Source organism: Roseobacter sp. HKCCA0882 (genome assembly GCF_037805225.1).
Classification (GTDB): Bacteria; Pseudomonadota; Alphaproteobacteria; order Rhodobacterales; family Rhodobacteraceae; genus M30B80.
The window spans coordinates 819,903-834,865 of record NZ_JBBLYI010000002.1 but is presented as its reverse complement, the minus strand read 5'-3'; the positions used below and the strand labels follow the sequence as shown (position 1 = coordinate 834,865).

The following is a 14,963-nucleotide window of genomic DNA, read 5'->3' as shown; positions in this document are numbered from 1 at the left end:
TTAAGCGATGATTTTGGAGACCACGCCTGCGCCGACTGTGCGGCCGCCTTCGCGGATGGCGAAGCGCAGACCATCTTCCATCGCGATGGGGGCGATCAGCTCGACTTCGAACTTCAGGTTGTCGCCGGGCATAACCATTTCCGTGCCAGAAGGCAGGGTCACAGTGCCGGTAACGTCCGTGGTGCGGAAGTAGAACTGAGGACGGTAGTTCGCGAAGAATGGGGTGTGACGACCACCTTCTTCTTTTGTGAGGATATAGGCCTCAGCTTCGAACTTCGTGTGTGGCTTCACAGAACCTGGCTTGCAGAGAACCTGACCACGCTCAACGCCCTCACGGTCGACACCACGCAGAAGCGCGCCGATATTGTCGCCCGCTTCACCACGGTCAAGCAGCTTGCGGAACATCTCAACGCCTGTGCAGGTCGTCTTGGAGGTGTCGCGGATACCAACGATCTCAATCTCGTCACCCACATTGATCACACCACGCTCAACACGGCCCGTCACAACTGTGCCGCGGCCAGAAATCGAGAACACGTCTTCAATTGGCATCAAGAATGGCTGGTCAACTGCGCGTGCAGGCGTTGGGATGTAGCTGTCAACAGCTTCCATCAACGCGCGGATCGAGTTCTCACCGATCTCTGCGTCACGGCCTTCCATCGCAGCCAAAGCAGACCCTTTAACAACAGGAATGTCATCGCCAGGGAAGTCGTAAGAAGACAGAAGCTCGCGGATTTCCATCTCAACAAGTTCCAACAACTCTTCGTCATCAACCTGATCGACTTTGTTCATGTAAACAACCATCGCAGGGATACCAACCTGACGACCAAGCAAAATGTGCTCGCGCGTCTGTGGCATAGGGCCGTCCGCCGCGTTCACAACCAAGATCGCGCCGTCCATCTGCGCCGCACCGGTGATCATGTTCTTCACATAGTCAGCGTGACCAGGGCAGTCCACATGCGCGTAGTGACGCGCATCTGTCTCATACTCAACATGCGCAGTCGAAATCGTGATCCCACGCGCCTTCTCTTCAGGTGCGCCGTCAATCTGATCATACGCCTTGAAATCACCAAAATACTTCGTGATAGCCGCTGTCAGTGTCGTCTTGCCGTGGTCAACGTGACCAATCGTGCCAATGTTCACGTGCGGCTTATTACGTTCAAACTTTTCCTTTGCCATGATGGCCTCCTTGTCTTGTTCAGAGCGGCGGGAAACTGCCCGCCCTACGGTTGGTGGGTAGGGCGGGGTTCACCCCGCCACCCTGGTTTAGGCGTATTTCGATTGAATCTCGTCCGAGATGTTCTGCGGAACAGGATTGTAGTGATCGAACAGCATGGTGAACTGCGCGCGGCCCGAAGACATCGAACGCAGAGTGTTGATGTAGCCAAACATATTCGCCAACGGAACGAAGGCATTGATCGCAACAGCGTTACCGCGTGGCTCTTGGCCAGAAACCTGACCACGGCGCGATGTCAAATCGCCAATGATCGACCCTGTGTATTCTTCAGGGGTGACCACCTCGACCTTCATCATCGGCTCAAGCAGTTTCGCGCCTGCTTTTTTCAGACCTTCGCGCATACACATACGAGATGCGATTTCGAAGGCGAGAACGGAGGAGTCCACATCGTGGAACTTACCGTCCAAAAGCGCGACTTTGAAGTCGATCACAGGGAAGCCTGCGAGCGGGCCAGAGTCCATAACAGACTGGATGCCCTTTTCAACACCGGGGATGTATTCCTTGGGAACAGCACCACCAACGATGCGCGACTCAAAGCTATAGCCTTCGCCAGGTTCAGTTGGCGTGATTTCCAACTTAACTTCGGCGTATTGACCCGAACCACCCGACTGCTTCTTGTGGGTGTAGGTATGCTCAACCGCGTGACCAATGGTTTCGCGATAGGCCACCTGAGGCGCACCAATATTCGCTTCCACTTTGAATTCACGCTTCAGACGATCCACCAGAATGTCGAGGTGCAATTCGCCCATGCCCTTCATGATGGTCTGGCCTGATTCAAGGTCAGTTTCCACACGAAAGGAGGGGTCTTCTGCCGCCAAACGCTGAAGACCTTGAGACATTTTCTCTTGGTCGTTCTTTGTCTTTGGCTCAATCGCGATCTCGATCACAGGATCGGGGAAGGTCATGGTTTCGAGAACCACAGGATCTGCCGCATCACAAAGCGTGTCACCTGTTGTGGTTTCTTTCAGACCTGCCAAGGCGATGATGTCGCCTGCAAAGGCCTCATCAATCTCTTCGCGGTTGTTGGAGTGCATCATCATCATACGACCAACACGCTCTTTTTTGCCTTTGGTCGCATTGAGGATAGAACCGCCCTTTTCCAATTTGCCCGAGTAGATACGGGTAAAGGTCAAGGAGCCAACAAACGGGTCGTTCATGATTTTGAACGCCAGACCTGCAAAGGCCATGTTGTCATCTGCGCGGCGTGCAATGTTACGAGTTTCCGTCTCATCGCCTGGCTTAAAGCCCATGTAGTCGACCACATCGAGAGGGCCGGGCAAGAAGTCAATCACAGCGTTGAGCAAAGGCTGAACGCCTTTGTTCTTGAACGCAGAGCCGCCCAATACAGGCACAAAGCTCAAGGACAAGGTGCCTTTACGGATCAGCTTGCGCAGGGTCGCGATGTCTGGCTCGTTGCCTTCGAGATAGGCTTCCATCGCCGCATCGTCCTGCTCAACCGCATTCTCAATCAGGATCGAGCGCCACTCGTCAGCCGTTTCCTGCAAGTCAGCGCGGATTGGCTGGCGCTTCCAAGATGCACCAAGGTCTTCGCCTTCCCAAACCCATTCTTCCATCGTGATCAGGTCGACAATGCCTTCCAGCTTGTCTTCGGCACCGATGGGGAAGTTCACAGGAACAGGTGCTGCACCTGTGCGGTCTTTGATCATCTTCACGCAGTTGAAGAAGTCAGCGCCGATCTTGTCCATCTTGTTGACGAACACGATACGGGGAACCTTGTAGCGATCCGCCTGACGCCAAACGGTTTCCGTCTGAGGCTCAACGCCTGCGTTACCATCAAGCAAGCAAACCGCGCCATCGAGAACAGCCAAAGAACGCTCAACTTCGATGGTAAAGTCAACGTGTCCGGGTGTGTCGATGATGTTATAGCGGAACTTCGTATCCGAAGTGCCTTCCGCGGATGGGTCTTCTTGCCACTGCCAGAACGTGGTGGTCGCAGCGGAGGTAATGGTGATCCCACGCTCCTGCTCCTGCTCCATCCAGTCCATGGTGGCCGCGCCATCATGCACTTCGCCGATCTTGTGCGAGCGGCCTGTGTAATAAAGGATACGTTCTGTGGTTGTGGTTTTGCCCGCGTCAATATGGGCCATAATCCCAAAGTTGCGGTAGCGCTCCAGCGGATATTCGCGTGCCATCTGGTGGTCCTCAGGCTAGAATTAAAATTACCAACGATAATGGCTGAACGCTTTGTTCGCATCCGCCATCTTGTGGGTGTCTTCACGTTTCTTGACGGCTGCGCCGCGTGCGTTGACCGCATCCACCAATTCGCCTGCAAGGCGCTCTTCCATGGTGTTTTCGTTACGAGCACGGGCCGCGTTGATCAGCCAGCGGATCGCAAGCGCTTCACGGCGCTCAGGGCGCACTTCAACGGGAACCTGATAGGTCGCACCGCCCACACGGCGGGAGCGCACTTCAACAGCAGGTTTGATGTTGTCGAGCGCTTCGTGGAACACTTCCACAGGCGCGCGCTTGAGGCGCTGCTCAACGCGATCAAACGCGTTGTAAACGATCTTTTCTGCGACCGATTTTTTACCATCGATCATCAGATTATTCATGAACTTTGTCAGAACACGATCACCAAATTTGGCGTCGGGCAAAACTTCGCGTTTTTCAGCGCTGTGACGACGGGACATGTCTGTATCCTCTTACTTCGGACGCTTCGCGCCATATTTCGAACGACGCTGACGGCGATCTTTAACGCCCTGCGTATCAAGCACACCGCGCAGAATGTGATAACGCACACCTGGAAGGTCTTTCACACGGCCGCCACGGATCAAAACAACAGAGTGCTCTTGGAGGTTGTGCTTCTCACCAGGAATGTAGCTGATGACCTCAAAACCATTCGTCAGGCGCACCTTGGCAACCTTACGCATAGCCGAGTTCGGCTTCTTTGGCGTCGTGGTGTAGACGCGTGTGCATACGCCGCGCTTCTGCGGGCAGGATTCCAAGTGCTGCGACTTGGAGCGTTTTACTTTGGGCTGCCGTGGTTTACGGATCAGCTGTTGAATCGTAGGCATTCGGTTCCCCGTCTTGCTCATGTCAAAGGGCATCTTGCGTATGCAAAACACCAAAACCGCAAGCGCCCTTTCCCTACCTGGAGGCCGCCGCGGTGGAATTCTCAGAGGATCGAGGCATCAAATCACCTGGATCATGACCACTCAGTTCTGTATCTCGGGCAAGCTCGCGCAAGGCGCAAAGTGCCACTCATGGCGCGGCGTATAGGGGGAATCGTATAGGGTGTCAACAGCGGCAGGGTCTGCGCTAGTCCCGCTGCATTCGAGACGGGCCAGATATTGGGGCATCGGCCACTGCGGTTGCCGTCAGCGAGGCCGCCAACCGTTCAGCACGGCGCGCCACGCGATGTTCACGCAGTAGCGTGAAAATGCCCGAGGCCACGACAATCGCAGCCCCAATTAAGGTCAAAAGATCGGGCCAATCCCCAAACACGAAGAACCCCAAAATCAGCGCCCAAACAAGGGCTGTATAGCGAAACGGCGCGACCACGCCAATTTCACCCACGCGCATGGTCATGATCGAAAACAGATAGCCCCCAATGATGCAGATTGCAGCGCCAATGATATAGGTCGCCTCAATCATGTTGATCGGTTGCCAATCTTCACTGATGGACAAAACCCCACCCGATAGGCCAACTGCAATGGCCGTGATAAAGGCCACACCCATCGAGGGGGCCTCGGGTGACAAGCGGCGGGTCAGAAGATCACGAATGGTCACGAAACCCACAGTCATCAGCGCATAGATGGAGTAGATAGTGAACCCCTCACCCCCGGGTTTTACGATCAGCATGACACCCGCAAAACCAACCGTAATGGCCAGCATCCGCCGCCACCCCACAGGTTCGCGGAACACGAGAAAGGCAACCAATGTCACACTTAGCGGCAGAGCCGCCAGAATTGCGGCAACATTGGCCAAGGGCATATGGATCAATGCAATCATAAACGTAATCATGGCGGCTATTTCGGCCAATATGCGGCCGATCACCTTGCCGCGATCCACAGGTGGAATGTGAAAGCGCAGCTGCCCCATCCACCAAAGCAAGGCCACCATCATAATGGCTGTCAGAAGCCCCCGCAAAAAGATCATCTGAAACAGTGGCACAGTCTGGGTGACCAGTTTCACCAATGTATCATTGAGCGTAAAGGCGGCCATGGCGCCAGACATCAGCAATGCGCCCTTGATATTGGGTGTCAAAAACCGCGCTCCTTGGTGGTCTGAGCGAAAATCTAGGCTCAGTCATCGTCACTAGTGGGGTCATTTTCGCGCAATCGTGCAAGCGCAGCAAGGGTCTTGATCGGTTGCAGCGCAAAGCGGTCTCGCATCAGGGTTTGTGCTTTAGTGATCTCCATCAACTCGGCAGTGGGGGGGATAGAACGATCACTGTCATTCACCCCATGCAGCGTGCGCACGAACATCACATCATTTGGATCGCACCATGTGCGCACATTGGCCGCAATCTTGCGATGGTTCCACCGATAAACATTGGCGAGACTGTCATTATGCGTGACCATCGCGCTGGCCAATCCCAAAGGGCCGATTTCCGAAAATTCCCAATAGGGTTTTTCTTTGGAATTCATGTTCCAATAAATGCCACGATGAAAGGCGATGGCGGCAGGGGTGTCTTCATCAGCCCACCCCAGTTTCAACAACTGATCTGCGACCGCGCGGGTCTTGGCGATATAGTCACAGGCCACGGCATCATCATCAATGCGAAACCCCGTGATAAATTTCGAATGCCGATCCCAGCCACGCCGAAAGGCGCGGCGGGTGGAGTTTAGAGGCCCCGCTGCCTCAAGGGTGCAAACCTGCAGGAAGGGATAAGGGGCCATCAAATCCTTCAGACGCCGCCACCACCGATAGGGCATCGTATCCGCGATCAAAGCGATCAATTTGAAATCCTGATCCGTTTGAGCGCCCAAGGACGGGAGGCAGATTTGTTCAAACAACACAAATCGCTGCTTCATGCGCGCAGGATCATAGAGCATGGCCTCTAGCGCCCATTGCTCCATCGTGGCCGAACCAAAGCCACCTTCGCCCGCATAGGAAAAACGGCAGACGCCCACAATCTGATTGGATAAATCCTTGGCCATATGCCGCTTTCATTCCCAGTTTAGGACCCCAAGCTTACGGGATGGGCACGCATCGGGAAAAAGGCGGTATAAAAAAGGAAACGCCCCATTGCGAGATCGCAACGGGGCGCTTCAATAGCTTACTGCGCACAGCGCAAGACGCTCTTACTCTTCGCCTTCGCTTGCAGCGTCTGACGCGACATCGGCCAGATCTGCTTCGCTTGGTGCAGCAAGGGCTGCAGCGGCTTCTGCCTCAGCGCGGGCCGCCTCAATTACCTTATTGTCACGCTCGGCTGCGATGCGGCGAACGCGCTGTGTCGCGCCGCCTGTGCCCGCAGGGATCAAGCGACCCACGATGACGTTTTCCTTGAGGCCAACCAACTTGTCACGCTTGCCCTGCACCGAAGCCTCGGTGAGAACGCGGGTTGTCTCCTGGAAGGACGCCGCAGAGATAAAGCTACGAGTCTGCAAGCTGGCCTTAGTGATACCAAGCAACACGGGCTCACCTGTCGCTGGACGACCACCACGGGCTTCGACTTTGGCGTTCTCCTCATCGAATTCCGCCTTGTCGACATGCTCACCCTTCAGCAGCGTTGTCTCGCCTGAGTCGAGGATTTCAATCTTCTGCAGCATCTGGCGCACGATCACTTCGATATGCTTATCGTTGATCTTCACACCTTGCAGACGATAGACGTCCTGCACCTCGTCAATGAGGTAATCTGCCAAAGCCTCGATCCCCATGATCCGCAAAATATCATGCGGCGCAGGGTTGCCGTCCATGATGTAATCGCCCTTCTGAACGAAATCACCTTCGACAACGGGGATGTGCTTGCCTTTTGGAACCATGTATTCCACGGGCTCCATTGACTCATCAACAGGCACAACACTGATGCGGCGCTTGTTTTTGAAGTCACGGCCAAAGCGCACATACCCATCAACCTCTGCGATGATGGCGTGGTCTTTTGGACGGCGGGCTTCGAACAATTCCGCAACGCGCGGCAGACCACCGGTAATGTCCTTGGTCTTTGCACCTTCGCGCGGGATACGGGCCACAACATCACCCGCCTCAACAGATTGGCCATCTTCCACCGAAAGAATGGCGTCCACCGACATCGGATAGGTCACAGGGTTGCCCTGATCATTGCGCACAGGTTCGCCATCGGCACCTACGATCAAGATTTCGGGCTTAAGTTCATTGCCCTTTGGCGCAGCGCGCCAATCCATCACGATCTTCTGGGTCATGCCAGTCGCATCATCGGTTTCATCGCGAACTGCGATGCCGCTGACGAGGTCGATATATTTCACTGTGCCCGATTTCTCGGCGATGATTGGAAGAGTGTATGGATCCCACTCAAACAAGCGGTCGCCACGAGACACTTTGGCGCCCTCGGCCACATGCACCTTGGTGCCGTATCCCAGTTTGAACGCGGCGCGCTCGACCCCGTTATCATCAATGATAGCAATCTGCATATTGCGGCCAACAACGATCACATCGCCTGCGGCGTTCTTCAGCGTGTTGGCATTGCGATACTCAATTTTGCCTTCTTGACCAGCTTCTTGGAAACTCTGCTGGCCACCTTGTGCAACCCCACCAATGTGGAATGTGCGCATCGTCAGCTGCGTGCCAGGTTCACCAATGGACTGAGCCGCGATGATACCGACCGCTTCACCCACGTTTACACGGGTGCCGCGTGCAAGGTCACGACCATAGCAGACGGCGCAAACACCCTCTTCCGCCTCACAGGTCAAAGGCGAACGGATTTTGATCGAAGCCAGACCGGCGGCTTCCACCGCATCTGCCTTGCGCTCGTCAATCAGCTCACCCTTGGAGACGATCACTTCGCCCGTTGCAGGTGCGATGACGTCTTCGCCAGCCGAACGGCCCAAAATCCGCTCTGCCAATGAAGAGACAACCTCGCCATCATTAATCGCTGCTTCAGCGGTGATTGTGGCATCAGTGCCGCAATCGACCATACGCACGATACAATCCTGCGCCACGTCCACCAAACGGCGGGTCAAGTAGCCCGAGTTCGCCGTTTTAAGCGCCGTGTCAGACAGACCCTTACGGGCGCCGTGGGTCGAGTTGAAGTATTCAAGAACGGTCAGACCTTCCTTAAAGTTCGAGATGATTGGCGTCTCGATGATCTCGCCCGATGGTTTGGCCATCAGACCGCGCATACCACCCAGCTGCTTCATCTGCGTCACAGAACCCCGCGCGCCAGAGTGGGCCATCATGTAAACGGAGTTTGGTTCAGACTCTGCGCCATTCTCATCGAATTTCTTCGCAGAGATGGTCGCCATCATCGCGTCAGTGACTTTGTCATTGGCCTTTGACCACGCATCAATCACCTTGTTGTATTTCTCACCTTGGGTGATGAGACCGTCCATATATTGCTGTTCGAATTCCTTCACTTGGTCGCGGGTTTCATCAACCAACGTCCATTTCGTGTCAGGAACAACCATGTCGTCCTTACCGAAGGAGATACCAGCACGGAACGCTTCACGGAAACCAAGGCTCATGATCTGGTCACAGAAAATGACGCTCTCTTTTTGACCGCAATAGCGATAGACAGTGTCGATGACCTGCTGCACTTCTTTTTTGCGCAGCAAGCGGTTCACCAATTCAAACGGCGCTTTTGCGTTTAGCGGCAGAAGCGCGCCAATGCGCAAGCGGCCAGGCGTGGTTTCAAACCGCTGATAAACCTCGTTGCCCTCGTCATCAATTTGCTTGATGCGCGCGGTCACTTTGGCGTGCAGATGCACCTCACCTGCGGTCAGGGCGTGCTCGACCTCCTCGATGGAGGAGAAGGACATGCCTTCACCCTTCATGCCTTCGCGTTCCATGGTCACATAGTAAAGACCCAAAACCATGTCCTGAGACGGAACAATAATCGGTGCGCCGTTTGCAGGCGACAGAACGTTGTTCGTGGACATCATCAAAACGCGGGCTTCAAGCTGCGCTTCAAGGCTCAATGGAACGTGAACGGCCATCTGGTCGCCGTCAAAGTCTGCGTTAAACGCAGAACAGACCAAGGGGTGCAGCTGAATAGCCTTACCTTCAATCAAGACAGGCTCGAACGCCTGAATGCCCAAGCGGTGCAAGGTCGGCGCGCGGTTCAAAAGAACGGGATGCTCTCGGATCACTTCGTCCAAGATATCCCAAACTTCGGGGCGCTCTTTTTCAACCAATTTCTTGGCTTGCTTGACTGTCGAAGACAGGCCCTTGGCTTCAAGGCGCGAATAGATAAACGGCTTGAACAGTTCCAACGCCATTTTCTTTGGCAGGCCACACTGGTGCAGTTTCAACTCTGGGCCCGTCACAATGACCGAACGACCCGAGAAGTCGACCCGCTTACCCAAAAGGTTTTGACGGAAACGACCCTGCTTGCCCTTGAGCATATCAGACAGCGATTTCAGCGGGCGCTTATTGGCACCTGTGATCACGCGACCACGGCGGCCATTGTCAAACAACGCATCCACAGATTCCTGCAACATCCGCTTTTCGTTACGGATGATGATGTCAGGTGCCCGCAATTCGATCAGACGCTTCAGACGGTTGTTGCGGTTGATCACGCGGCGATAAAGATCGTTCAAATCCGATGTCGCGAAACGACCACCATCAAGCGGCACAAGCGGACGCAATTCTGGTGGGATCACGGGGATCACTGTCAGCACCATCCATTCTGGGCGGTTGCCAGACTCGATGAAATTTTCAACGATCTTGAGGCGCTTGATGATCTTCTTCGGCTTCAACTCACCGGTGGCTTCCTTAAGGTCTTCGCGCAACTGTGCTGCTTCGGCCTCAAGGTCGATATTGGCAAGCATTTCGCGGATCGCTTCCGCGCCGATATTCGCTTGGAACGCATCCGACCCATAGGCGTCCTGCGCATCCAGGAATTCTTCTTCGGACAAGAGCTGACCATAGCTCAGATCGGTCAGACCTGGCTCAATCACCACATAGTTTTCGAAATACAGGATCCGCTCCAGATCACGCAGCGTCATATCCAGCATCAGACCAATGCGGGATGGCAGCGATTTCAGGAACCAAATATGCGCAACAGGTGCAGCCAATTCGATATGGCCCATGCGTTCGCGGCGCACCTTCTGCAAGGTCACCTCAACGCCGCATTTTTCGCAGACAACGCCACGATACTTCATGCGCTTATATTTGCCGCACAGACATTCGTAATCTTTTACAGGCCCAAAGATACGCGCGCAGAACAGGCCGTCACGCTCGGGCTTAAATGTGCGGTAGTTGATCGTCTCAGGCTTTTTGATCTCGCCATACGACCAGCTGAGAATACGCTCAGGGCTGGCAAGCGAGACTTTGATCTCGTCAAACGCTTTTGGCGCGACAAGCGGGTTGAACGGGTTGTTCGTGAGTTCCTGGTTCATTTTCAAATCCTTGAATTCGGGCAGAGAGATGGGGGATCAGGCAGCGGCGGGGACGGGCCCCGCCAACCGCTTACTCTTCATCCTCCGCATCCAGGAGTTCCATGTTGAGGCCGAGGCCACGCACTTCCTTGACGAGAACGTTGAACGATTCAGGCACGCCTGCTTCGAAATTGTCCTCGCCTTTGACGATCGATTCATAGACCTTGGTTCGGCCTGCAACGTCATCCGACTTAACAGTGAGCATTTCCTGCAAGGTGTATGCAGCGCCATAAGCCTCCAAGGCCCAGACCTCCATCTCACCAAAGCGCTGCCCACCGAATTGCGCCTTACCGCCGAGCGGCTGTTGGGTGACAAGGCTGTATGGCCCTGTCGAGCGCGCGTGGATTTTGTCATCCACGAGGTGATGCAGTTTCAGCAGGTATTTCACACCCACGGTGACGGGACGGGCGAATTGCTCACCCGAGCGGCCATCGTAAAGAACCGATTGGCCCGATGTGTCAAAGCCCGCGCGGGTCAGCGCATCGTTTACATCGGCCTCTTTTGCACCGTCAAATACAGGCGTTGCAATCGGAACACCGCGGGTCACGGTTGAAGCGGACTCAACCAATGCTGCGTCGTCCAGATCGGCAAAGGCCTCGCCATACACCTCATCACCATAAGCGATTTTGAGGGCATCACGCACAGGCGTCATGTCACCAGAGCGGCGATATTCGTCCAAGGCTTCGTCAATCTTCAGACCCAGACCGCGTGCGGCCCAACCCATATGGGTTTCCAAAATCTGACCCACGTTCATACGCGAAGGCACACCGAGAGGGTTCAGAACGAAATCGACAGGGGTGCCATCTGCAAGGAAAGGCATATCTTCCATCGGAACCACTTTCGAGATCACGCCCTTGTTGCCGTGACGGCCCGCCATCTTATCACCTGGCTGAAGCTTGCGCTTCACGGCGATAAAGACTTTGACCATTTTCATCACGCCTGGAGGCAGGTCATCGCCGCGGCGAACTTTCTCGACCTTATCCTCAAAACGGTGATCCAAGGTGCGCTTCTGTGCGTCGAACTGTTGGTTCAGCGCCTCTACTTCAGCGGCGTCTTTCTCATCACCAAGGGCAAGCTGCCACCACTGGCCGTGGCTGAGCGTTTCAAGCAACTCTTCCGTGATCTCAGACCCTGCTTTGACGCCTTTTGGCCCTTTTACCGCAGTTTTGCCTAGCAGCATGGACTTGAGACGCGCATAGATATTGCGCTCAAGAATTGCCAACTCGTCATCACGGTCGCGTGCCAGACGCTCGACAATCTCGCGCTCGATTTGCAGCGCGCGCTCGTCCTTGTCGACACCATGGCGGTTGAAAACGCGCACTTCCACGACTGTCCCGAAATCACCAGGTGGCAGGCGCAAAGATGTATCACGCACATCAGACGCTTTTTCGCCAAAGATCGCCCGCAGAAGTTTTTCTTCTGGGGTCATTGGGCTTTCACCCTTTGGCGTGATCTTACCAACAAGAATGTCACCGGGCCCAACTTCGGCGCCGATATAGACGATGCCCGCCTCATCGAGGTTGCGAAGGGCTTCTTCCCCTACGTTTGGAATGTCGCGGGTGATTTCCTCAGGCCCAAGCTTGGTGTCACGGGCAGCAACTTCGAATTCCTCGATATGGATCGAGGTGAAAACGTCATCACGCACGATGCGCTCGGAAATGAGGATCGAGTCTTCGTAGTTGTAGCCATTCCATGGCATAAACGCCACGACCACGTTCTTACCCAAGGCCAATTCGCCCATATCGGTCGAGGGGCCATCGGCAATCACTTCACCTTTGCCAACACGATCGCCCACTTTCACCAAGGGGCGCTGGTTGATGCAGGTGTTCTGATTTGAGCGCTGGAATTTACGGAGGCGGTAGATATCCACGCCCGCATCGCCCAGTTCCAGATCTTCGGTGGCGCGCACAACGATACGTTCTGCATCCACTTGGTCGATGATCCCGCCACGTTTGGCCATGATCGCCGCACCAGAATCGCGTGCAACAACACTTTCGATGCCTGTGCCTACGAAAGGCGCGTCAGCTTGCAACAGCGGAACCGCCTGACGTTGCATGTTAGAGCCCATCAAAGCGCGGTTCGCGTCATCGTTTTCCAAGAATGGAATGAGCGAGGCAGCAACCGAAACCAACTGCTTGGGCGATACGTCAATCAGGTCAACCTGATCGCGCGGTGCAAGCGTGTATTCGCCCGATTGACGGGTGTTCACCAGATCATTGATGAACTTGCCGCTTGCGTCCAAAGTCGCGTTGGCCTGCGCAACTGTGTGGCGCATTTCTTCTGTCGCGGACATGTAGACGACCTCATCGGTCACTTTGGTGTCTACAACGCGGCGATATGGGGTTTCGATGAAGCCGTATTTGTTCACCCGTGCGAAGGTCGCAAGCGAGTTGATCAGACCAATATTCGGCCCTTCGGGCGTTTCAATCGGGCACATACGGCCGTAATGGGTTGGGTGAACGTCACGAACCTCAAACCCTGCGCGCTCGCGCGTCAGACCGCCAGGCCCAAGAGCCGACAAGCGGCGCTTATGGGTGACTTCCGACAGTGGGTTGGTCTGGTCCATGAACTGAGACAACTGGCTTGAGCCAAAGAATTCGCGAACAGCCGCAGCGGCGGGTTTCGCGTTGATCAGATCCTGTGGCATCACAGTATCGATTTCGACCGAGGACATACGTTCCTTGATCGCGCGCTCCATACGAAGCAGGCCCACGCGATACTGGTTCTCCATCAATTCACCCACCGAACGCACGCGGCGGTTGCCCAAATGGTCAATATCGTCAATGTCGCCCTTGCCATCGCGCAGTTCAACCAAGGCCTTGATGCAGGCAACGATATCTTCGCGGCGCAGAATGCGGGTTGTGTCAGGCGCATCTAGATCGAGGCGCATGTTCATCTTCACGCGACCAACGGCAGACAGATCATAGCGCTCGCTGTCGAAGAACAGCGTGTCAAAGAGGGCGCTTGCCGCTTCAACGGTTGGTGGCTCGCCTGGGCGCATGACTCGATAGATATCCATCAACGCGCCTTCGCGGCTCATGTTCTTATCAACGGCCATAGTGTTGCGGATATAGGCGCCAACATTGATGTTATCGATGTCGAGAACTGGGATGTCGGTGATGCCCGCATCCATCAGATCCATCAGCGTGCCGCCCGTGACATTGCCATCCTTGTCGGTTTCCCATGTCAACTCGTCCCCAGCTTCGACATAAATCGCGCCAGTTTCTTCATTGATGATATCCTTCGCAACAAAGCGGCCCACGATGTGATCGAAAGGCACCAACAGCTCGGAGACTTTACCCTCGTCAATCAGCTGCTTCACAGCGCGCGGGGTAATCTTCTTGCCTGCTACAGCGATGACTTCGCCCGTGGCTGCATCAACAAGATCAAATGTAGGACGGGTGCCGCGCACGCGCTCGGGGAAAAACTTGGTTGCCCAACCTTTGTTCTTAATAGAGCGGAACATCACAGTGTCATAATAGGCATCCATGATGCCTTCTTGATCCAAACCAAGTGCATAAAGCAGCGTGGTCACTGGCAATTTGCGGCGGCGGTCAATGCGCGCAAATACGATGTCCTTGGCGTCAAACTCGAAATCCAACCAAGAGCCGCGATAAGGGATGATGCGGCAAGCAAACAAAAGCTTGCCCGAAGAATGGGTTTTGCCTTTGTCATGGTCGAAGAACACACCAGGGGAACGGTGCATTTGGCTGACGATCACGCGCTCGGTGCCGTTCACGATGAACGTGCCATTTGGCGTCATCAAAGGCATATCGCCCATGAACACATCTTGCTCTTTGATGTCTTTGACGGATTTTGCGCCCGTATCCTCGTCAACATCAAATACGATCAAACGCAAGGTCACCTTGAGCGGCGCAGCATAAGTCAAATCGCGGCTTTGGCATTCCTCGACATCAAACTTCGGGGCTTCCAATTCGTATTTAACGAATTCCAAAACCGAAGTTTCGTTGAAATCTTTGATCGGGAAAACCGACTGGAAAACACCCTTGATGCCTTCACCATCCAAAGGCGCGTCTTGGTCGCCTGATTTCAGGAAAAGGTCATAGGAAGATTTCTGAACCTCGATGAGGTTCGGCATTTCCAATACTTCACGGATTTTGCCATAGAATTTGCGAATGCGCTTTTGGCCTGCGTAGGTCTGAGCCATGCTCTGATACACCTTTCGTTTCTTT

The 14,963-nt window shown here is 54.7% G+C and carries 8 protein-coding genes; all 8 read right to left on the bottom strand.

The genetic code is table 11. The features are described from left to right. Positions 1-1,176, bottom strand: coding sequence for an elongation factor Tu (tuf, locus tag AAC622_RS12410; protein ID WP_340243653.1), 1,176 nt, complete (start codon positions 1,174-1,176; stop codon positions 1-3). A gap of 87 nt (positions 1,177-1,263) precedes the next feature. Continuing rightward, complete coding sequence (fusA, locus tag AAC622_RS12405) at positions 1,264-3,387, bottom strand: elongation factor G (RefSeq protein ID WP_340262992.1); 2,124 nt, start codon at positions 3,385-3,387, stop codon at positions 1,264-1,266. A gap of 27 nt (positions 3,388-3,414) precedes the next feature. Next, positions 3,415-3,885, bottom strand: a complete 471-nt coding sequence (rpsG, locus tag AAC622_RS12400; RefSeq protein ID WP_317657479.1) for a 30S ribosomal protein S7 — start codon at positions 3,883-3,885, stop codon at positions 3,415-3,417. A 12-nt stretch (positions 3,886-3,897) separates the two neighbouring features. Then, positions 3,898-4,269, bottom strand: coding sequence for a 30S ribosomal protein S12 (gene rpsL, locus AAC622_RS12395; protein WP_150420941.1), 372 nt, complete (start codon positions 4,267-4,269; stop codon positions 3,898-3,900). A 244-nt stretch (positions 4,270-4,513) separates the two neighbouring features. Beyond that, a complete protein-coding gene (locus AAC622_RS12390; protein ID WP_340262990.1) occupies positions 4,514-5,461 on the bottom strand; it encodes a DMT family transporter in 948 nt (315 codons plus the stop codon). A 38-nt stretch (positions 5,462-5,499) separates the two neighbouring features. Then, the gene (locus AAC622_RS12385; RefSeq protein ID WP_340262988.1) at positions 5,500-6,357 is read right to left on the bottom strand and encodes a glycosyltransferase; all 858 of its coding nucleotides are present in this window, start codon (positions 6,355-6,357) and stop codon (positions 5,500-5,502) included. Positions 6,358-6,501: 144 nt separating this feature from the next. Then, entirely contained in the window at positions 6,502-10,731 is a 4,230-nt protein-coding gene (gene rpoC / locus AAC622_RS12380; protein WP_340262985.1) for a DNA-directed RNA polymerase subunit beta', read from the bottom strand. Positions 10,732-10,801: 70 nt separating this feature from the next. Then, entirely contained in the window at positions 10,802-14,938 is a 4,137-nt protein-coding gene (gene rpoB, locus AAC622_RS12375) for a DNA-directed RNA polymerase subunit beta (protein ID WP_340262982.1), read from the bottom strand. Positions 14,939-14,963 lie beyond the last annotated feature (25 nt).

What these genes read in the sequence shown, in the direction of transcription:
- tuf (WP_340243653.1), bottom strand. Translation starts at nt 1,176, where the DNA reads ATGGCAAAGGAAAAGTTTGAACGTAATAAGCCGCACGTGAACATTGGC.
- fusA (WP_340262992.1), bottom strand. Translation starts at nt 3,387, where the DNA reads ATGGCACGCGAATATCCGCTGGAGCGCTACCGCAACTTTGGGATTATG.
- rpsG (WP_317657479.1), bottom strand. Translation starts at nt 3,885, where the DNA reads ATGTCCCGTCGTCACAGCGCTGAAAAACGCGAAGTTTTGCCCGACGCC.
- rpsL (WP_150420941.1), bottom strand. Translation starts at nt 4,269, where the DNA reads ATGCCTACGATTCAACAGCTGATCCGTAAACCACGGCAGCCCAAAGTA.
- AAC622_RS12385 (WP_340262988.1), bottom strand. Translation starts at nt 6,357, where the DNA reads ATGGCCAAGGATTTATCCAATCAGATTGTGGGCGTCTGCCGTTTTTCC.
- rpoC (WP_340262985.1), bottom strand. Translation starts at nt 10,731, where the DNA reads ATGAACCAGGAACTCACGAACAACCCGTTCAACCCGCTTGTCGCGCCA.
- rpoB (WP_340262982.1), bottom strand. Translation starts at nt 14,938, where the DNA reads ATGGCTCAGACCTACGCAGGCCAAAAGCGCATTCGCAAATTCTATGGC.